23 protein-coding genes are annotated in these 17,568 nt (G+C 60.9%); 17 read left to right on the forward strand and 6 right to left on the reverse strand.

Going from position 1 to position 17,568, the window contains the following annotated elements:
* The first annotated feature begins 7 nt into the window (after nt 1–7).
* From KBY73_RS10530 to folE, 6 genes are all read left to right on the forward strand, one after another.
* Entirely contained in the window at nt 8–811 is an 804-nt protein-coding gene (locus KBY73_RS10530; protein ID WP_254937058.1) for a creatininase family protein, read from the forward strand.
* 44 nt (nt 812–855) lie between these two features.
* Nucleotides 856–1,575 carry an aldehyde oxygenase (deformylating) gene (locus KBY73_RS10535; protein WP_254937059.1) on the forward strand — a complete coding sequence of 240 codons (720 nt, stop codon included), beginning with the start codon at nt 856–858 and terminating at the stop codon, nt 1,573–1,575.
* Between the two features lie 62 nt (nt 1,576–1,637).
* The gene (locus tag KBY73_RS10540; protein WP_254937060.1) at nt 1,638–2,690 is read left to right on the forward strand and encodes a long-chain acyl-[acyl-carrier-protein] reductase; all 1,053 of its coding nucleotides are present in this window, start codon (nt 1,638–1,640) and stop codon (nt 2,688–2,690) included.
* 30 nt (nt 2,691–2,720) lie between these two features.
* A complete protein-coding gene (locus KBY73_RS10545) occupies nt 2,721–3,710 on the forward strand; it encodes an acetyl-CoA carboxylase carboxyltransferase subunit alpha (protein WP_254937061.1) in 990 nt (329 codons plus the stop codon).
* A gap of 38 nt (nt 3,711–3,748) precedes the next feature.
* Entirely contained in the window at nt 3,749–4,471 is a 723-nt protein-coding gene (locus KBY73_RS10550; protein WP_254937062.1) for an SDR family oxidoreductase, read from the forward strand.
* An 8-nt stretch (nt 4,472–4,479) separates the two neighbouring features.
* Nucleotides 4,480–5,223 carry a GTP cyclohydrolase I gene (gene folE / locus KBY73_RS10555; RefSeq protein WP_254937063.1) on the forward strand — a complete coding sequence of 248 codons (744 nt, stop codon included), beginning with the start codon at nt 4,480–4,482 and terminating at the stop codon, nt 5,221–5,223.
* Nucleotides 5,224–5,268: 45 nt separating this feature from the next.
* On the opposite strand, the gene KBY73_RS10560 is transcribed toward folE, so the two are convergent.
* A complete protein-coding gene (locus KBY73_RS10560) occupies nt 5,269–5,751 on the reverse strand; it encodes a hypothetical protein (RefSeq protein ID WP_254937064.1) in 483 nt (160 codons plus the stop codon).
* Nucleotides 5,752–5,810: 59 nt separating this feature from the next.
* Nucleotides 5,811–6,503: a phosphoribosylanthranilate isomerase gene (locus KBY73_RS10565; RefSeq protein WP_254937065.1), complete on the reverse strand. Its 693-nt coding sequence runs from the start codon at nt 6,501–6,503 to the stop codon at nt 5,811–5,813.
* A gap of 55 nt (nt 6,504–6,558) precedes the next feature.
* Between KBY73_RS10565 and KBY73_RS10570 the strand changes: the two genes are divergently transcribed.
* Entirely contained in the window at nt 6,559–7,821 is a 1,263-nt protein-coding gene (locus tag KBY73_RS10570) for a site-2 protease family protein (protein ID WP_254937066.1), read from the forward strand.
* Here the strand turns inward: KBY73_RS10570 and KBY73_RS10575 are convergent.
* Nucleotides 7,728–8,513: a lipoyl protein ligase domain-containing protein gene (locus KBY73_RS10575; protein WP_254937067.1), complete on the reverse strand. Its 786-nt coding sequence runs from the start codon at nt 8,511–8,513 to the stop codon at nt 7,728–7,730. The genes KBY73_RS10570 and KBY73_RS10575 overlap by 94 nt on opposite strands.
* A gap of 14 nt (nt 8,514–8,527) precedes the next feature.
* Here KBY73_RS10575 and KBY73_RS10580 point away from each other — a divergent pair, with 14 nt between their 5' ends.
* Complete coding sequence (locus KBY73_RS10580; RefSeq protein WP_254937068.1) at nt 8,528–9,331, forward strand: sulfite exporter TauE/SafE family protein; 804 nt, start codon at nt 8,528–8,530, stop codon at nt 9,329–9,331.
* On the opposite strand, the gene KBY73_RS10585 is transcribed toward KBY73_RS10580, so the two are convergent.
* On the reverse strand, nt 9,308–9,793 hold the full coding sequence (locus tag KBY73_RS10585; protein ID WP_254937069.1) for a CRR6 family NdhI maturation factor: 486 nt from the start codon (nt 9,791–9,793) through the stop codon (nt 9,308–9,310). The two genes, KBY73_RS10580 and KBY73_RS10585, sit on opposite strands and share 24 nt — an antisense overlap.
* Before the next feature lie 89 nt (nt 9,794–9,882).
* Here KBY73_RS10585 and psaM point away from each other — a divergent pair, with 89 nt between their 5' ends.
* The 3 genes from psaM (at nt 9,883) to KBY73_RS10600 (ending at nt 11,562) form a co-directional block, all read left to right on the forward strand.
* Nucleotides 9,883–9,987: a photosystem I reaction center subunit XII gene (psaM, locus tag KBY73_RS10590; protein WP_106502470.1), complete on the forward strand. Its 105-nt coding sequence runs from the start codon at nt 9,883–9,885 to the stop codon at nt 9,985–9,987.
* 303 nt (nt 9,988–10,290) lie between these two features.
* Entirely contained in the window at nt 10,291–10,554 is a 264-nt protein-coding gene (locus KBY73_RS10595; RefSeq protein WP_254937070.1) for a hypothetical protein, read from the forward strand.
* Nucleotides 10,555–10,581: 27 nt separating this feature from the next.
* Nucleotides 10,582–11,562 carry a protochlorophyllide reductase gene (locus KBY73_RS10600; RefSeq protein WP_254937071.1) on the forward strand — a complete coding sequence of 327 codons (981 nt, stop codon included), beginning with the start codon at nt 10,582–10,584 and terminating at the stop codon, nt 11,560–11,562.
* On the opposite strand, the gene KBY73_RS10605 is transcribed toward KBY73_RS10600, so the two are convergent.
* Complete coding sequence (locus KBY73_RS10605) at nt 11,559–12,029, reverse strand: hypothetical protein (RefSeq protein ID WP_396096980.1); 471 nt, start codon at nt 12,027–12,029, stop codon at nt 11,559–11,561. The genes KBY73_RS10600 and KBY73_RS10605 overlap by 4 nt on opposite strands.
* A 182-nt stretch (nt 12,030–12,211) precedes the next feature.
* On the opposite strand from KBY73_RS10605, the gene KBY73_RS10610 reads away from it, so the two are divergent.
* The gene (locus tag KBY73_RS10610; protein ID WP_254937311.1) at nt 12,212–12,970 is read left to right on the forward strand and encodes a BMC domain-containing protein; all 759 of its coding nucleotides are present in this window, start codon (nt 12,212–12,214) and stop codon (nt 12,968–12,970) included.
* Between the two features lie 58 nt (nt 12,971–13,028).
* Here KBY73_RS10610 and KBY73_RS10615 read toward each other — a convergent pair whose 3' ends face one another.
* Nucleotides 13,029–13,610, reverse strand: coding sequence for a non-canonical purine NTP pyrophosphatase (locus KBY73_RS10615; RefSeq protein ID WP_254937072.1), 582 nt, complete (start codon nt 13,608–13,610; stop codon nt 13,029–13,031).
* A gap of 153 nt (nt 13,611–13,763) precedes the next feature.
* On the opposite strand from KBY73_RS10615, the gene KBY73_RS10620 reads away from it, so the two are divergent.
* The 5 genes from KBY73_RS10620 to KBY73_RS10640 all read left to right on the forward strand — a co-directional run bounded on the left by KBY73_RS10620 (nt 13,764) and on the right by KBY73_RS10640 (nt 17,556).
* Nucleotides 13,764–14,759, forward strand: coding sequence for a sodium-dependent bicarbonate transport family permease (locus tag KBY73_RS10620; RefSeq protein WP_254937073.1), 996 nt, complete (start codon nt 13,764–13,766; stop codon nt 14,757–14,759).
* A gap of 4 nt (nt 14,760–14,763) precedes the next feature.
* Nucleotides 14,764–15,045 carry a P-II family nitrogen regulator gene (locus KBY73_RS10625; RefSeq protein ID WP_254937074.1) on the forward strand — a complete coding sequence of 94 codons (282 nt, stop codon included), beginning with the start codon at nt 14,764–14,766 and terminating at the stop codon, nt 15,043–15,045.
* A gap of 230 nt (nt 15,046–15,275) precedes the next feature.
* Entirely contained in the window at nt 15,276–15,587 is a 312-nt protein-coding gene (locus tag KBY73_RS10630) for a BMC domain-containing protein (protein ID WP_106502566.1), read from the forward strand.
* Between the two features lie 64 nt (nt 15,588–15,651).
* Nucleotides 15,652–17,061 carry a form I ribulose bisphosphate carboxylase large subunit gene (locus tag KBY73_RS10635; protein ID WP_106502475.1) on the forward strand — a complete coding sequence of 470 codons (1,410 nt, stop codon included), beginning with the start codon at nt 15,652–15,654 and terminating at the stop codon, nt 17,059–17,061.
* A 153-nt stretch (nt 17,062–17,214) separates the two neighbouring features.
* Nucleotides 17,215–17,556, forward strand: a complete 342-nt coding sequence (locus KBY73_RS10640) for a ribulose bisphosphate carboxylase small subunit (protein WP_254937075.1) — start codon at nt 17,215–17,217, stop codon at nt 17,554–17,556.
* The last annotated feature ends 12 nt before the right edge of the window (nt 17,557–17,568 follow it).

Here is a 17,568-nt window from a genome sequence, read left to right on the forward strand (position 1 = left end):
TCAAAAAATGCCCCAGCAGCGCCACCTTGAGCAGCTGGCCTGGCCGCAGGTTCAGGAGCTTGCAGCCCAGCCAGGAAGCACGGTTGTCTGGCCCTGGGGCGCGGTCGAGCAACACGGCCCCCAACTGCCGCTCGGAACGGATGGCCTGTTTGCCGAACGAGTGCTGGACGCAGTTTTGGCAGCGCTGGAGCCAAGCCTGCCGATCCTGCGGCTGCCGCTGCAGAGCATCGGCTTCTCCCCAGAGCACCGTGGTTTCAGTGGCACCATCAGCCTCCCCCCCCAGGTCCTGATCGAGCAACTGGTGGCTGTGGGCCACGAACTGGCTGGCACAGGTTTTCAGCGCCTGGTGTTGTTTAACGGACACGGTGGCCAAATATCCCTGCTCCAGACCGCTGCGCGCCAGCTGCGGGCGGAGCGGCCCGAGCTAGCCGTGCTGCCCTGCTTTTTATGGAGTGGTCCCGAGGGGATCGCCGAGCTCATCCCCGAACCGGAGCGCTCCGACGGGCTGCACGCGGGCTTGGCGGAAACCAGCCTGATGCTGCACCTCGCCCCCCAGCTGGTGGGCGAACAGCGCCCCAGCGATGGCAAGCGAGGCGAGGTCATCCCATCGGGCTGGAGCCTGGAAGGGGCCGCCCCGCTTGCCTGGCTCAGCCAGGAACTCAGCCTCACCGGAGTGGTTGGCGACGCCCGCGGCGCTTCTGCAGCCCTGGGAGCGCAACTTTTTGACCGGTTGGTCGCAGGTTGGCAGCACCGCTTCGAAACCCTGCTGGCCAGCTCCTGGCCAGGCCAAGGGACGGTCAGGGTTCGGTAGGGGGTGGTTACAGTCAGCTGATCAGATCCAACAGCGTGGCTGCCATGGCAACTCTTGCTCCTATCAATGTCACTGAGGCGTTCCCATCCGACCAACTGCCCGACTTCAGCACAGATACCTACAAGGACGCCTACAGCCGGATCAACGCGATCGTGATTGAAGGCGAGCAGGAAGCTCACGACAATTACATCTCTATCGGTGGGCTGCTCCCCGACCAAGCTGAGGAGCTGACCAAATTGGCCCGCATGGAGCTCAAGCACATGAAGGGCTTCACAGCTTGCGCCAACAACCTCGGCGTCACTGCTGACATGCCGTTTGCTAAGGAGTTCTTTTCTCCTCTGCACAACAATTTTCAGAAGGCTTTAGCTGAAGGCAAGGTCACAACCTGTCTTTTGATTCAGGCTATTTTGATTGAGGCCTTTGCCATTTCGGCGTATCACATCTATATCCCTGTAGCCGATCCATTTGCGCGTAAGATCACCGAAGGGGTTGTCAAAGATGAGTACACACACCTGAATTACGGTCAGGAATGGCTGAAAGCCAACCTTGAAACCGTGCGGGGGGAGCTGGAGCAGGCAAACCGTGAGAATCTTCCCTTGGTGCGCAAAATGCTTGAGCAGGTTGCCGGCGACGCGGCTGTTCTTCAAATGGACCAGGAGGATTTGATGGCCGATTTCCTCACTTCCTACCAAGAGGCACTGCTCGAAGTTGGCTTCACTTCCAGGGAGATCGCCAAAATGGCTGCTGCTGCACTGATCGGCTGAAGCCCTCCTGCCAGGCGTGTCGTGGCAAGATGTAGCGTCCGCGACATTCTCTGGGGTTGCCCATGTTCGGCCTGATCGGTCACTCCACAAGCTTCGAGGCTGCTCGTGAAAAGGCGCGCACTCTTGGCTTTGAGGAGTTTGCCGAAGGTGACCTCGACGTCTGGTGTAGTGCCCCCCCCCAGCTGGTGGAGCATCTTCAGGTCACCAGCGCCACAGGCAAGACCATAGAAGGGGCATACATCGACTCCTGCTTTGTGCCAGAAATGCTGAGTCGGTTTAAAACCGCTCGCCGCAAGGTGCTCAGCGCCATGGAGCTGGCTCAAAAAAATGGTATCGATATCACCGCTTTGGGCGGATTTACCTCGATTATTTTCGAAAATTTCAACCTGCTCAAGGAGCAGCAAATCCGCTCCACCACCTTGGAATGGGAGCGATTCACTACCGGAAACACCCATACCGCCTGGGTGATTTGTCGCCAAGTCGAAACCAATGCCCCCAAGCTCGGTATCGATCTGAGCCAAGCCCGGGTCGCAGTTATCGGGGCTACCGGCGATATCGGCAGCGCTGTATGCCGCTGGCTGAGCCAGCGCACTGGAGTTAAGGAGCTTTTACTGGTAGCTCGCCAGCCCCAACCCTTGCTGGACTTACAGCAGGAGCTTGGTGGCGGCCGGATCCTCAAGCTGGAGGAGGCCCTGCCGGAAGCCGACGTGGTGGTTTGGGTGGCCAGTTTGCCCCAAACGCTGAGCATCGATGCTGCCAGCCTTAAGTCGCCCTGCCTGATGATCGATGGCGGCTACCCGAAAAACCTAGACACCAAGGCCAGTGGCAACGGCATCCATGTATTGAAGGGGGGCATCGTTGAGTTTTTCAGCGACATCACCTGGCAAATGATGGAAATGGCTGAAATGGACGACCCCAAACGTCAGATGTTTGCCTGTTTCGCCGAGGCCATCCTGCTGGAGTTCGAAGGGATCCACACCAACTTCAGCTGGGGGCGCAACAACATCAGCCTCGACAAGATGGATCTGATCGGTGCCGCTTCCCTGCGCCATGGCTTCCAAGCCCTGGGGCTGTCCGCCCAGATCGATCCCACCCCGGCCCTGACTACTGCCTGAATACCTTTCGTCCCCTTGCCCATCCCCGCCATGGCCCGCCGCGCCTTGCTGGAGTTCGAAAAACCACTAGTTGAGCTCGAAGAGCAGATCGAGCAGATTCGCCAGTTGGCTCGCGACTCGGAGGTGGATGTGAGTCAGCAGCTGCTGCAGCTCGAGACCCTGGCCACCAGACGTCGCAAAGACATCTTCGATGCCCTGACGCCCTCCCAGAAGATCCAGGTGGCCCGCCACCCCCAGCGGCCCAGCACCCTGGATTACATCCAGGTGATTACTGATGAGTGGCTGGAGCTTCATGGTGACCGCCGTGGCAGTGACGACCGGGCCCTAGTGGGTGGGGTTGGCAGGATCGGTGAGCAGGGTGTGGTGCTGCTGGGACACCAAAAAGGTAGGGACACTAAGGAAAATGTCGCCCGCAACTTCGGGATGGCATCCCCAGGGGGCTATCGCAAGGCGATGCGGCTGATGGAGCATGCCGATCGCTTTCGTCTGCCGATCTTGAGTTTCATCGATACGCCGGGGGCCTACGCGGGGGTGCTGGCTGAGGAGCAGGGGCAGGGTGAAGCGATCGCCGTCAATCTGCGTGAGATGTTCCGGCTGCGGGTGCCGATTCTTGCCACGGTGATCGGCGAAGGCGGATCTGGTGGCGCCCTGGGCATCGGCGTCGCCGACAGGCTGCTGATGTTTGAGCACAGCGTTTACACAGTGGCCAGCCCAGAAGCCTGTGCCTCGATCCTGTGGCGGGACGCAGGCAAGGCCTCCACCGCCGCCGAGGCTCTCAAGATCACAGGACCCGATCTGCTGAAGCTCGGCATCGTTGACCTGGTGTTGCCCGAGCCCTCCGGCGGCAACCACTCGGCACCTCTGCAGGCCGCTGAAACCCTTAAATCTGCCTTGCTCGAGCAACTCAGCGAACTGCAGGGCCTAAATGAATCCCAATTGGTCGAGCAGCGCTACGCCAAATTTCGCCGTATGGGAAGGGTGCTCGACAGCGAGTCCCCAATTGCCTCCCCCGGCTCTTAAGGTTTACTTCAGATCCCGTTACCTCCCAAGGCCTGCCTTTGCCTGATTCAGCACCTGTTGCTCTGATCACCGGCGCCTCCCGAGGCATAGGTGCCGCAGCAGCCCACAAATTTGCCTCTGCTGGCTACGACTTACTCCTGCTGGCCAGGAGCACTGCCGACCTCGATTCGCTCACAACGGCTCTAAAGCCCACTGGCAGGAGAATCGAATCCATTGGCATCGATCTGGCCGAGCCAGCCACTATTGCTCCCGGACTGGAAGATCTCTGCAGCCGTGGGCTCACCCCTGCTGTTGTAATTAACAATGCCGGCGTTGCTTATACGGGCTCCCTGGCAGAGATGCCCCTGGAGCAATGGCAACGATTGATGCAGCTGAATCTCAGTGCTGTATTTCAGGTGTGCCAGTCGCTGCTGCCTAGACTCAGGCAAGCTGGCGGCGGACAGATCATCAATGTGAACAGCCATGCAGCCCACCAAGCCTTCCCCAACTGGGGCGCTTACTGCGTTAGCAAGGCCGCTCTCCTCTCCCTCAGCCGATGCCTTGCCGTCGAAGAACGCCCCTTTGGCATACGGGTAAGCACCCTCACCCTAGGTGCGGTGAATACGCCACTCTGGGAGAGCGAAAACGTCCACAGCACGTTCGATCGCCGTGCCATGCTTGACGTTGAAAGGGCATCTGAAGCCCTGCTGTACTTGGCCCAACAGCCAGCCACCTCAGTGGTGGAAGATCTCACCCTCATGCCGGCCGCCGGCGCGCTTTGAGCCCCCCTATGACTTCCACCCTGCCGTCCAGCATTCCTTCGCGCACCGTTACACCTGATTCAGCTCCCCTGCCCATAAGTCTGCGAATCCGGGAGCGTCTTGACGCGGCAGGAGTTGCGTACCTCGCAAACGACAACATCGCTGACCACCTTCGCGATGGTGAGCTCGAGCAATTGGAGATTGAGGTGGCGGGCAAAGTTCGCGAATTACTACGTAGTCTCGTCATTGATATAGACAAAGATCACAACACCGAGGAGACAGCTGAGCGTGTCGCTCGGATGTACCTGCACGAAGTTTTCAAGGGGCGCTATCACGAGCAACCTAAGATTGCCAGCTTTCCAAATGTCAAAAAGTTGGATGAAATTTATACCGTTGGTCCGATTACCGTTCGTTCAGCCTGTTCACACCACTTAGTGCCCATTCTGGGCAATTGTTGGATTGGTATCAAGCCAGGTGATCGGGTAATTGGCCTATCCAAGTTCTCTAGAGTTGCCGACTGGGTATTTTCAAGGCCTCATATACAAGAGGAGGCTGTAATGATCTTGGCCGATGAGATCGAGCGTCTCTGTGAGCCCCAAGGTCTGGCGATTTTGGTAAAAGCCCAGCACTACTGCATGAAGTGGCGTGGTGTGAAGGAGCCCCAAACCAGCATGGTCAATTCTGTGGTGCGGGGCGATTTCCGTCTTGATCCAAGCCTCAAGGCCGAATTCTTCGAGCTGGTTAAGCAGCAGGAGTGCATGCTTTCCACCTAAAGCGAAAGCTTTAGGTGGAAAGTCACCTTGCCTCTAAAACCAACCTCAGGGTTTGCTGCCAACTGGTCCAATAGCCGGCGAAGCCTGCCGGCTAGAGCCACTACCTTGGGCTGGCACCGCTACCACCACCATTACCTGGGCCGAAACGTCTTGAAGTTGCAAGACGTAGCTGGGCCCCGCAGCGCCTTCAATCAGCAGCCACTGGTTGGCACCCGGGCTACGCCGGTACCAGTGAAACGCCGAGGCTGGCAATGCGGCCAATAGGTCGGCTGCGGCAGTGGCCTGCAGTACTGCCCCCTGCACGGCTTCACCTTGCAGCACCAGCTGCTGTAAACCATTGATTTGCTGCTGAACAGCACTCTCCTGTTGCAGATCCGTATTGATCTGCTGTCGCAGGGCACGGATCTGGGACTGGGGGTCGGCACTCACCCCTGGTACGCAGGAAAGCTGGCCATCCACCAGCTGGCAGCCCACTAGGTCCTGGGCCCGAATCGGTGCCAGCAGGGCTAGTCCTAAACCCGAGCCCATGGTCACCGCCAGGGCCCAGAGGGATGGACGAAGAAGCGCAGATCTACAAAACAAACCCATCAAGAAGGGGCAAGACCCACCGATCTTGACTGGGAAGGCCCAGCTAGGCCAGCAACCCGTACCGCAGCCACTAGTGCTGCAACCTGATCGAGATCCTTATTGCCTGGGCTTCGCTCCACGCCGCTGGAGGCATCGAGGCCTGTGGGGCACAGCTGGGTCAGTAGTTCCGGCACTCGGTCGGCCCGAATGCCCCCTGCCAGCCACCAGGGAAGAACTGGCGTAAATCCCTGCAGCCACTCAATCGGGATGCGATGGCCCGTGCCTCCTAGCTGGTCGGGCACCCAGGCATCGAGAAGCAGGGCATCCACCACCAGGGCGTAGTCAACGGCCCGCTGCAGATCATCCGGCCTGCGAATCCTCAGGGCTTTCCAGATCTCACAGCCCAGGCGGGAGCGCAGCTGGTCGCAGAGCTGGGGTGTTTCCGAGCCGTGCAACTGCACCACAGCATGACCATGTCCTAGCTCTAATTGGGGCCACTGCTGCTCGAGCGGATCGGCCACCACCAGCACACCGCGGCAGCAAGGCGCAGCTGCCCGCATCGCCGCAAAAAGCGCCTGCCGGCGTTCAGCCTCAAGGAAGCGAGGCGAGCCTGGCACCCCGATCACGCCGATCGCATCCACCCCCAGTTGAGCCACCGCTGCGGCCTGGTCCGGATCCCGCAACCCACAGATCTTCAACAGGGGGGGCGCCATGGCGAGGGCAAAGGCTTTCGCCCCTTTCTAGGATCAGACACCAAGACAGAGGGCAGTGGGAGAAGGCTGGCAAATTTTCAAAATTCGGGGCATCCCCCTACGGATCCACCCCAGTTGGTTTGTGATCTTGGTGCTTGCCACCGCGGCCTTCCAACAGCACTACAGCCTCACCCTCAAGGATCCGATGAGCGGCGCGGTGCTCTGGGGCCTGGGGTTGGTTACGGCAATGTTGCTGTTCGTTTCAGTGCTCCTGCACGAATTGGGCCACTCCCTGGTGGCCCTGGCCCAGGGGGTGGAGGTGCGCAGCATCACCTTGTTCCTGCTTGGTGGCGTGGCCAGCGTGGAGCGCGAGTGCAGCACCGCCCGCGGCGCCCTGCTGGTGGCAGCTGCTGGCCCTGCCGTAAGCCTGGTGCTGGGTGTGGGCCTGCTGGCAGCCACCCATCCAGCCGCCCATCTCTCGCCCCTGCTGGGCGCCATGGTGTCGGAGCTGGGCACCCTCAACATGGTGCTGGCCCTGTTCAACCTGCTGCCCGGCCTACCGCTGGATGGGGGCCTGATTGTGAAGGCCCTGGTGTGGCAGGCGAGCGGTAGCCAGCGGCGCGGCGTGGAGGTCGCCAACAGCTGCGGGCGCTTCCTTTCCCTGCTGGCGATTGGCATGGGCACCGTGCTGCTGCTGCGCGGAGGGGGCCTCAGCGGCGCCTGGTTGATGCTGCTGGGCTGGTTTGGACTTGGGGCCTCGCGCAATCAGCGCCAATTGCTAGCCCTGCAGCAAACCCTCAACGAATTAAAAGTACGGGATGCGGCTGGGCGGCGATTTCGGGTGCTTGAGGCGGCAGGTCGGTTGCGGGAACTAAGCCAGATGCGTGTCTCCCAAGCCAGCGAGGTCCACCAAGGCGACTGGCTGCTGGTGTGCGATCGCGGCCGCTGGCAGGGCTTCATCGACGACAAGCCGCTGCAACAACTGCCAGTGCAGCGTTGGGATACGGACAGCATCGGCGACCACATCCAACCGCTCTCGAGCCTGCCCTCCATCCGGGAGTCGGCACCGCTGTGGCAAGCGGTGCAGCAACTAGAAGCCAGCGGCCGCAACCGACTGCTGGTGCTAAGCCCCGCCGGACTCCCCTGCGGCACCATCGAACGCCCCGAGCTCGGCGAGGCGGTGCTTGCCAAGTTGGGGCTGCGCCTGCCCGCGCCCATGCTCGAGGCAGCTCGTCGCCAAGGTACTTATCCACTTGGCCTGGCCCTAGCCCAGGTGGTGCGCTCCATGGTGGCCTCTGGTGAAGCAAGCGAGGAGGGGCCAGCCAACGCCAGCCAGTAACTGGCCTCGGTCGCTGCAATCAGTTCCCATTCCTCGCTGCTGAGGGGGATGGTCCTGTTGCCGGCAGCAGACGCAGGCAGCTCAGCTTGGGCCGCTTGAATCAAACGCAGCTCTAGCTCAGCACGGTCTACGGGCAGAACTGGCAATTGGGGTGGCGGCCCGCCAAACACAAGTTTCCATAAATCGGCGGGGGGCTCCAAAAGAATCGAGCCGTGCTGCAGCAGGCAGCCGCGGCGCCAGAGCTGGGCGCTGCCAACCCGCTTGACGCCGCTGGCGTGCCCTAGATCGGCGGCCGTACTGGTGGCAAAGCAGCTGCTGGGTTGTGGGCTGGCGGCCTGCCGGCCTGGCTGTAACGGCAGGCCCAACGAGGCAAAGCAATTGACCAGCCAGGCGCATGCGCGGCCGTACGTCTGCAGACGCGACAGGGGGGGGTCCGGCCACACCAGGGCGTAGGTGAGCTCTCCGGCGTGGAGCACGGCACGGCCGCCACTGGGTCGCCGCACTAAATCGATCACCCCCGCCGCTGCCAGCGCCTGCCAATGGGGTTCTATGCAGCGCTGGTGAAACCCCAGCGACAGGGTCGGGCGCTGCCAGGAGTAGAGCCGAAAGGCCGGTGCCCGTTGGTCCAGCAGCAGGCTGTCTATCGCCATCTGCCTGGCTCCCGGATGGCAGCTGCTGGGCAGCAGCCGCATGGCTGGTAGGGGAGATGCTGGAGAGTGATCCATTGCGCCAGGTTGCCCGGATGTTGTGGAGCCTGTTGCCCTATCTGCCCCTTGGCCTGCTGGCGGGTCTGCTGTCAGGCGTACTGGGCATTGGCGGTGGTCTGGTGTTTTCACCCCTATTGCTGCTAGCCGGACTTGATCCGCACAAGGCCCTGGCCACCAGCACCCTGGCGATCGTGCCCACCACCCTGGGTGGCACCTGGGCCCACCTGCGCAACCGCAGCCTTCCCTGGCGCGGGGGCTTGGCGATTGTGCTGGGGGCAGGCCTCGGTGCCGGCCTGTTCAGCCAGGTTGGGCTGGTGCTGCATGGCTGGATGTTGCTCGCAATGCAGGCGTTGATGTACGGAGGGCTGGCCTTGAGCTTTCGCCCCCCGTCTTCGCAGGCTGCCATCGATACCCCCAGCTTGAAGCTGGCGGGTTTGGCAGCCACGGGCATGGTCGCAGGCATGGCCACCGGCTTGCTCGGTCTCGGCGGAGGCCTGGTGATGGTTCCCCTGATGGTGCAGCTGATGCAGGTGCCAATTCACCTGGCAATCCGCTTCAGCACCCTGGCGGTGCTCACCTCGGCCTCAGTCGCCTCAACCACCTTCCTGCTGGATGGGCGAGCACTGCTGCCGATCGGGATGCTCCTAGGAGGCACAGCAGCTGTTGCCGCACACTGGTCGGCCGCCAGACTGGATCGGGTCAGCGATGGTCAGCTGACCTGGCTGCTGCGGGCCTTAACTCTCATATTTGCGCTCGACAGCGGTCGCAGGGCCCTGGCGCTACTGCTGAGCCGCCCCGGCTGAAAGTGGCGCCCAGAAGCCTCCGTCTAGCTCGTAGCCAAGCACCGCAGCCATTTGGGTTAAGCCCTGACGGCAACTCAAGCCGTGCAGTCGCGCCCAGGCGTCAAGGCTGAAAAGCCTGTGGGTGATCCAAAGTTCCAGGGACTCGGGGGCAAAACGGATGCCCTCCGTGCGGCTGAATTGGTGGGGCAGCACCATAGCCACGTGGCGGGTGAGTTGGCCGCCGCCACGCTCGAGCAACAGGGGCAGCCAAGGAGCTTCCGCATCGGCCCGTAGGGACCAAAGCCGCAACTCGGCAATTTCCGAAAGCTCCCGGGGGTCGTCGTCTGCACGGGGCCAATTGAAGTGAAGCTCCAGGGAACCAGCCTGCTGGACAAGGGCCTCAGGGCTAAGGCTGAACCAGGGCTGGAGAGCTGCAAGATCCAACTGGCGGATCTGACTCTCGGAAATCTCCACAGGGGCCATCAAGAGCTGTGACAGCAGGGCGGGACAACCTGGACCGTAGCCACCTAAGGGCAAAGAATGGGGCGAATCCAGTTGCTTACTGCCCTCCCATGGTTTCCACTCTCAGCCAGGCCGAAGTGCTGATTGCCTTGGTGGTTGCTGCCCATGCGGGCGTGCTGGCCGTTCGCCTCTGCTTCAGCCTCTACAAAGCCTGAGAAGCTGGCCTTTGGTCCTTCCAAGCCTTACCCCTTGGCAAGTCGGGCCTGGCCAGCTAAAAGCGTCTAGGCCCCAGCGGGGTTTGATCCCTCGTTGCTCCCATGCCGCCTCTCGTCCCATCCAGTTATCAGGCCAGGCAAAATCTGCCCTTGCGGCGACAGGGAAAGCCGCTTTCTGGCGCGCATTCCAAGCCGGACTCGCTCCCCAAGCCTGCCTCTCAGCTCGATCCCCAGATAGTTTCTGGCGGCGAAGCAGCCGCACTGCAAGCCCTCTCAAGTGAGCGGCAGGAATTGCTCTGCAGCGTGATCGGCCTGGCTCTCAAGGTTGGCCTTGTTGTGGTCGCTGGTGTCAGCCTGGTGCGCCTTGCCTCTGCCTATCAGGAGCGGATGGAGCGCCAGGGTGAGCTTTCGGCGGTGCTCGACCTTGAACGGGCCAAACTCTCTAAAGCACGTGAACGCTTTGACCATCTCTTCATGGTGGAAGGGGAGCAGCGGCTGATCCGCGAGCAAAACCAGTGGATTGCCCCCAATCGCCTGCGGGTGGTTTGGCAGCAGGCCAACCCGTAGGTTGGGGCCCCTGTCTCAACTCACTTGATGGCCGCAACAGCAGCCGCCGGAACGGTTTTGATCACCGGCACCACCTCAGGGGTGGGCCTCAATGCCGCCAGTGCCCTCGCCAAACGCGGCTGGCATGTGGTTACGGCTAACCGTGATCCCGTTAAAGCCGCTGCTGCCGCAGCCAGCCTGGGGATTCCTCCAGATCAGCTCAGTCATCTGCGTTTTGACCTCGGCGATCTCGACAGCGTTCGGGTGGGAGTTGAAACTTTGGTGGCGTCCCTGGGACGCCCCTTGGACGCCCTGGTGGTTAATGCTGCCGTCTACAAACCGCGGCTAAAGCTGCCTGAGCGCTCCCCGCAGGGCTACGAAATATCGATGGCCACCAATCACCTGGGGCACTTTTTACTGATTCAGTTACTACTGGGCGACTTGCAGCGCTCAAGCCACCCCTCGCGGCGAGTGGTGATTCTCGGCACTGTGACGGCCAACTCCAAGGAACTTGGTGGCAAGATTCCGATCCCAGCTCCAGCTGATCTCGGCGACTGTGCCGGCTTCAAGGCCGGCTTTAAGGCCCCTATCGCCATGGCCAATGGCAAGGCCTTCAAACCTGGCAAGGCCTACAAGGACAGCAAGCTCTGCAACATGATCACGACCCAGGAGCTGCATCGTCGCCTGCACGAAAGCACCGGCATCGTGTTCAGCTCGCTATATCCAGGCTGCGTTGCCGACTCGCCCCTTTTCCGCAGCACGCCGCGGGCATTTCAGACAATTTTCCCTTGGTTCCAGAAAAATATCACCGGCGGATATGTAAGCCAGGCATTGGCAGGAGAGCGGGTTGGCCAGGTGGTGGCCGATCCAGATTTTTCCGCCTCAGGTGTGCACTGGAGCTGGGGCAACCGCCAAACCAAAGGCGGACAGCAATTCAGCCAGGAGCTGTCCGACAAGGCCAGCAACCCCGAAACGGCGCAGACCTTGTGGGAGGAATCAATGAAGCTGGTGGGGCTGGCGCCGGCCTAAAAGCGACGGCGGAAGGCATCGTCGCTCCGGCTTGATGCTTCTTCAGCGAGGCTCAATTTCCAGACGTTGCGGCTGAGGCGGCGGGCCTTGAGACCGCCTCGCTCGACCGTTTCACTGGTGGGGCGGGCACCAAGCAGCTGACTCACCTCAGAAGTGCTGAGGGGTGCCCCGGTCTGGACGGCCAGCTGGGTGAGCTCGAGCCGTTGCCGCAAAGCAGCCAGATCGGCCTGGCCGCCGTCTTCGGCTTCAGACCAAAGCCAGGGCAGGTCGTGGGACGAACCGGCCATCTTCTGCATCAATCCCATACCGATGAAAGCCAGTGCTTGCTCCGGCTTGACTCCTTGGGCTGCTGCCTGAGCCATCCATTCAGGCATCGGAGCACTGTTGACAGCGTCTCCGGCGGGCATGGGTTCGGCCTGGGCAGCCTGGCTGCGAGTGGAGCTAGAAGCGGTGCGGCGGGTAGCCATGGACGTCCCTTGAACGTTGGCCGGACGGTACCGGCTCAGCCGCGATGGGCAAGGGGCAGGGGGCTTCAGGGTTAAGATCCAGCCGCAGCAAAGCCGATAAGAGGGCTAGCTGTTCGAAGGATTTTCCCTTGCCATCCCGCCTTCCCTCCCGAGACGAACTGGCGCTGCGCCGGCGTCGGGAGATGGCGCTTGGCTCAAGCACTAGTAGCGGCACCCAGATCACTGGCACCCGGGTGGGCAGCGACAGCTCGGGCGCCAGTTGTGTGATTACCACCGACAGCGAGGGCTCCCGGCTGGCACGCCAATCCAGCCATGTGCAGTCGATTGAGCTGCGCACATACGTATTTCTTGATTCGCTGCAGCCCCAGCTAGCTGCCTACATGGGCACGGTTAGCCAGGGCTTCCTGCCCATTCCCGGTGACGCCTGCTTGTGGCTGGAGGTATCGCCCGGCATGGCTGTGCACCGGGTTACCGACATAGCCCTCAAGGCCAGCACCGTGCGGCTTGGCCAGATGATCGTGGAGCGGGCCTTCGGCTCCTTGGCGCTCTACCACCGCGACCAGAGCAACGTTCTCCACTCCGGCGACGTGGTGCTCGAGGCCATCGGCAGCCGGGTGGAGCTCCGCAGCCGTTGCGAGGTCAGCTGGACCGAGATCATCCGGGCGATCACCCCTGACCACGCCGTGCTGATCAACCGTCAGAACCGGCGCGGGTCGATGATTCAAGCTGGGATGAGCATGTTTATCCTGGAAACTGAGCCCGCCGGTTACGTGCTGATCGCAGCCAATGAGGCAGAAAAATCCTCCAACATCACTGTGGTGGACGTGAAAGCCGTGGGTGCCTTCGGCCGTTTAACCCTGGCGGGGCGGGAGGGTGATGTGGAGGAGGCCGCCGCCGCCGCGATGCGGGCGATCAGTCACATCAACAACAAGGCCAGTTGAGCCAGGGGCTTGATCTGGCAATTGAGCTACTGGCAGTTGAGCTACAGGCAGTTGAGCATTAGTTGCTCAGCTCCAGCAGATGGAGCAACTTCGGGGCAAGAGCCCGTGCTGCCTTGCCGCGGCTGCCGAGCTTGGCCTTGAGGTGGGGGCCCATCAGGGCGTAGGAGCAGCCTGCCTCGCGCACGTAAAAAAGGCTGTCGTAACCAGGGCCATGACCCTGGGGAGCGCGCAATATCTGGCCGCGGCAGATCCCCTCAGCCTCGGCCCTGGTGGTGCCGGATGGATCGGCCAGGGCCATGGCGCTGCGGAAGCTGGCTCCGCGATAAAGGCTGTCACCCAGTTCTTTCAACAGACGGTGAATCCGCTCGTGGTCGGTGGGGGCGTAGCGAGCCGAAAAAATACCCGGAGCTCCATCCAGTGCATCCACCTCGATGCCTGAGTCGTCGGCGAGGGCCCAGTGGCCGGTGATGCGGGCAACAGCCTCGGCTTTGAGACGGGCATTAGCGAGGTAGGTCGCTCCGGTTTCTTCAATATCGAGACCGGGCGGCTGCGGCAGGACATCCAGCTCAACCAGCTCAAGCATCGCGCCGATTTCGGCCACCTTGTGGGGGTTGCCACTGGCGACGACCAGGATCGGCATTCAGCAGGAATCGTGGGAAGTCATTGTCCCCCAATGAGGTGTCGATGTCGGGTCCAGCTTGCAAACACCGGACTCCTGGCTGTCATTTCCTGCAGCAGACCTACGGTTGATAGATGCCTTGGCCCCCGCGTGATTGGGTTCCAGGGGTAACGGATGGACCCAAGCCTGATTCTGCAGAACCTGGTCAGCCCACCGGTGCTGTTTTTTTTCCTTGGCGTGACCGCCGTACTGGTGGGATCGGATCTGGAAATCCCAGCCCCAATCCCAAAGCTGTTCTCCCTCTATTTGTTGCTTGCCATCGGATTCAAAGGTGGCTTGGAGCTGCAGCACAGCGGCCTCGGTGGCCAGGTGCTGCCCACAATCGCCGCCGCCATGGCGATGTCGCTATTGGTGCCGCTCTACAGCTACCTGGTGCTTAAAACCAGGCTGGATGGCTTTAACGCCGCCGCCATTGCCGCCACCTACGGATCGATCAGCGCGGTGACCTTCATCACCGCCGAGAGCTTTCTGGAAACCCAGAACCTGTCCTTCGATGGCTTCATGGTGGCTGCCCTGGCCCTGATGGAATCGCCGGCCATCATTGTGGGCCTGCTGCTGGTCAAATTGGCAGCCCCTAGCCAGCAAGGTGCGGGGCCGAAAATGGGCTGGAGCTCGGTGCTGCGGGAGTCATTTTTAAATAGCTCGGTATTTCTACTGGTAGGCAGTCTGGCGATTGGCTTATTGGTTGCAGCATTCAGCCCAGCCAGCATCGACAAAATGCTGCCATTCACCGACAAACTTTTCTATGGCGCCCTCAGTTTCTTCCTGTTGGACATGGGGATCGTTGCGGCCCAGCGGATCCGAGATTTACGACAAGCGGGAGCCTTTCTGATCGGCTTTTCGGTGCTGATGCCACTTTTCAATGCCCTAGTAGGCACCCTGATCGCTCGAGGCTTGGGCCTTGGACCTGGTAATGCCCTGTTGTTTGTGGTGCTGTGCGCTAGCGCCTCCTACATCGCGGTACCAGCAGCCATGCGAATGACAGTGCCTCAGGCTAATCCCAGTTTGTATATATCGACAGCCCTGGGAGTCACCTTTCCCTTCAACATCATTGTTGGCATTCCCCTATACATGGCCATGATTAACGCCCTGCTTCCCGCTGCCGGATAAATCAATGAAACGCCTCGAACTGATCCTCAGCGAGCGGGAGTTGGACGCGGTGATCCAGGCAATGGAAACCGTGGGTGTGCCCGGTTATTCCGTCGTCAGGCACGTCACCGGCAAGGGTCCGCATGGCTCGGTGTCCGAGGGCATGGAGTTCAGCGGTCTAGGCGCCAATGCCCATGTGATCGTGTTCTGCGAAGCGGATTTGCTGAATGCACTACGTGCAGCACTTCGCCCCCTTTTGACTTACTACGGCGGAGTGGCGTACGTCACAGACGCCGAGGCCCTCTAGTTGCTGGGCAAGCAAATTTTGATCAAAACGGGAGTAACGGGGCCGAAATCACTTGCCAGCACTACAACGGCAAGCATTGCCTAACGTTTTGTGATGCACTGATCAGCCTGCCTTATCTAAAGACGACGCAACAGTGATGGTCGGTTCCGGCCAAATGGCTTGACGGGGGGTTTGGCTGCCGACCATGGTTGCGAGCGAACATTCAACCCCACCTCCACCAGGAGCAGGTAATGGCAACTGAATCCATGGGCATCGCCCTCGGCATGATCGAAACTCGGGGGCTGGTGCCCGCGATCGAGGCGGCTGACGCCATGACCAAGGCCGCCGAAGTGCGCCTTATCGGTCGTGAGTTCGTCGGTGGCGGCTACGTCACCGTGATGGTCCGCGGTGAAACCGGCGCCGTCAACGCAGCTGTGCGCGCCGGGGCCGATGCCTGCGAGCGCGTGGGCGACGGCCTTGTGGCCGCGCACATCATTGCTCGCCCCCACCGCGAAGTGGAGCCTGCCCTGGGCAACGGCAACTACGCCGGTCAGAAGGACTGAGTTGACCAACGTCTGAGGCGTTAACCAACCCATTTCCCTTACCGACCCAACCGGAGAATCATTCATGGCTAAGAAGTACGAATCCGGGGTTAAGGAGTACCGCGACACGTATTGGACTCCTGATTACATCCCCCTCGACACCGATCTGCTGGCCTGCTTCAAATGCACCGGCCAGGAAGGCGTCCCCCGCGAAGAAGTTGCCGCTGCTGTGGCCGCTGAATCCTCAACCGGCACCTGGTCCGCCGTGTGGTCCGAGCTCCTCACCGACCTCGACTTCTACAAAGGCCGTTGCTACCGCATCGAAGACGTTCCTGGCGACAAGGAAGCCTTCTATGCCTTCATTGCCTATCCCCTCGACCTGTTCGAAGAAGGCTCCATCACCAACGTGCTGACCTCCTTGGTCGGCAACGTGTTCGGCTTCAAGGCCCTGCGCCACCTGCGTCTGGAAGACATCCGCTTCCCGATGGCGTTCATCAAGACCTGCATGGGTCCCCCGAACGGCATCGTGGTTGAGCGCGACCGTATGAACAAGTACGGCCGTCCTCTCCTGGGCTGCACCATCAAGCCGAAGCTCGGCCTGAGCGGTAAGAACTATGGCCGGGTTGTCTATGAGTGCCTACGCGGCGGTCTGGACTTCACCAAGGACGACGAAAACATCAACTCCCAACCTTTCCAGCGTTGGCAGAACCGTTTCGAGTTCGTTGCTGAAGCAACCAATTTGGCGCAACAGGAAACCGGCGAGAAGAAGGGGCATTACCTCAACTGCACCGCTGCAACTCCTGAAGAGATGTATGAGCGCGCCGAGTTCGCTAAAGAACTGGGCCAGCCCATCATCATGCACGACTACATCACGGGAGGCTTCACCGCTAACACCGGTCTTGCCAAGTGGTGCCGTAAGAACGGCATGCTGCTGCACATTCACCGTGCAATGCACGCTGTGATTGACCGCCATCCCAAGCACGGTATCCACTTCCGAGTGCTGGCCAAGTGCCTGCGTCTCTCCGGTGGTGACCAGCTGCACACCGGCACGGTGGTCGGCAAGCTGGAGGGCGACCGCCAGTCGACCCTCGGCTATATCGACCAACTGCGTGAATCCTTCGTCCCCGAAGATCGCAGCCGCGGCAACTTCTTCGACCAAGACTGGGGCTCCATGGGCGGCGTGTTCGCCGTGGCTTCCGGCGGTATCCACTGCTGGCACATGCCCGCACTGGTTGCAATTTTTGGCGACGACTCGGTGCTGCAGTTCGGTGGTGGTACCCACGGTCACCCCTGGGGTTCGGCTGCTGGTGCTGCTGCTAACCGCGTAGCTCTCGAAGCCTGCGTCAAAGCCCGTAACGCCGGTCGTGAAATCGAGCGCGAAGGCCGCGACATCCTTCTGGAAGCAGCGAAGCACAGCCCTGAGCTGGCTATCGCCCTGGAGACCTGGAAGGAAATCAAGTTCGAGTTCGACACCGTCGACAAGCTCGACACCTGAAATCGCCAGTCTGAGATGGTGAGTGGGGCAGGCAACTTGCCTACTCACCTCCCAGAACGGAATATTCAGATCTAGAGATTAAATTAATCTCTACGAACGAGATTAAGAGCCTTTCATACAAGGTTCAAACATTCCATCCACACAAGGATCCCCATGCCTTTCAAGAGCACCGTGGGTGACTACCAAACAGTCGCCACCCTGGAGACATTCGGCTTCCTGCCGCCGATGACCCAGGACGAGATCTACGACCAAATCGCTTATATCATTGCCCAGGGTTGGAGCCCGCTCGTTGAGCATGTCCATCCCAGCAACTCCATGGTTACCTACTGGTCCTATTGGAAGCTGCCCTTCTTTGGCGAGAAGGATCTGGGTGTGATCGTGAACGAGCTTGAGTCTTGTCACCGCGCCTACCCCGACCACCACGTTCGCTTGGTGGGCTACGACGCTTATACCCAAAGCCAGGGTTCCTGCTTCGTGGTTTTCGAAGGACGCTGATCCCAGCCCTTC

It is taken from the genome of Cyanobium sp. Tous-M-B4 (assembly GCF_024345395.1).
GTDB lineage: Bacteria > Cyanobacteriota > Cyanobacteriia > PCC-6307 > Cyanobiaceae > Cyanobium_A.

Bases quoted from the DNA above. Each gene is read 5' to 3' on its own strand.
- KBY73_RS10630 (WP_106502566.1), top strand. From the start codon at position 15,276: ATGGCAACTGAATCCATGGGCATCGCCCTCGGCATGATCGAAACTCGG.
- KBY73_RS10580 (WP_254937068.1), top strand. From the start codon at position 8,528: ATGCTGGAGAGTGATCCATTGCGCCAGGTTGCCCGGATGTTGTGGAGC.
- KBY73_RS10560 (WP_254937064.1), bottom strand. From the start codon at position 5,751: ATGGGCTCGGGTTTAGGACTAGCCCTGCTGGCACCGATTCGGGCCCAG.
- KBY73_RS10625 (WP_254937074.1), top strand. From the start codon at position 14,764: ATGAAACGCCTCGAACTGATCCTCAGCGAGCGGGAGTTGGACGCGGTG.
- psaM (WP_106502470.1), top strand. From the start codon at position 9,883: ATGGTTTCCACTCTCAGCCAGGCCGAAGTGCTGATTGCCTTGGTGGTT.
- KBY73_RS10605 (WP_396096980.1), bottom strand. From the start codon at position 12,029: ATGGCTACCCGCCGCACCGCTTCTAGCTCCACTCGCAGCCAGGCTGCC.
- KBY73_RS10565 (WP_254937065.1), bottom strand. From the start codon at position 6,503: ATGGCGCCCCCCCTGTTGAAGATCTGTGGGTTGCGGGATCCGGACCAG.
- KBY73_RS10600 (WP_254937071.1), top strand. From the start codon at position 10,582: ATGGCCGCAACAGCAGCCGCCGGAACGGTTTTGATCACCGGCACCACC.
- KBY73_RS10545 (WP_254937061.1), top strand. From the start codon at position 2,721: ATGGCCCGCCGCGCCTTGCTGGAGTTCGAAAAACCACTAGTTGAGCTC.
- KBY73_RS10535 (WP_254937059.1), top strand. From the start codon at position 856: ATGGCAACTCTTGCTCCTATCAATGTCACTGAGGCGTTCCCATCCGAC.
- KBY73_RS10610 (WP_254937311.1), top strand. From the start codon at position 12,212: ATGGCGCTTGGCTCAAGCACTAGTAGCGGCACCCAGATCACTGGCACC.
- KBY73_RS10635 (WP_106502475.1), top strand. From the start codon at position 15,652: ATGGCTAAGAAGTACGAATCCGGGGTTAAGGAGTACCGCGACACGTAT.
- KBY73_RS10640 (WP_254937075.1), top strand. From the start codon at position 17,215: ATGCCTTTCAAGAGCACCGTGGGTGACTACCAAACAGTCGCCACCCTG.
- folE (WP_254937063.1), top strand. From the start codon at position 4,480: ATGACTTCCACCCTGCCGTCCAGCATTCCTTCGCGCACCGTTACACCT.
- KBY73_RS10620 (WP_254937073.1), top strand. From the start codon at position 13,764: ATGGACCCAAGCCTGATTCTGCAGAACCTGGTCAGCCCACCGGTGCTG.
- KBY73_RS10540 (WP_254937060.1), top strand. From the start codon at position 1,638: ATGTTCGGCCTGATCGGTCACTCCACAAGCTTCGAGGCTGCTCGTGAA.
- KBY73_RS10530 (WP_254937058.1), top strand. From the start codon at position 8: ATGCCCCAGCAGCGCCACCTTGAGCAGCTGGCCTGGCCGCAGGTTCAG.
- KBY73_RS10615 (WP_254937072.1), bottom strand. From the start codon at position 13,610: ATGCCGATCCTGGTCGTCGCCAGTGGCAACCCCCACAAGGTGGCCGAA.
- KBY73_RS10575 (WP_254937067.1), bottom strand. From the start codon at position 8,513: ATGCGGCTGCTGCCCAGCAGCTGCCATCCGGGAGCCAGGCAGATGGCG.
- KBY73_RS10585 (WP_254937069.1), bottom strand. From the start codon at position 9,793: ATGGCCCCTGTGGAGATTTCCGAGAGTCAGATCCGCCAGTTGGATCTT.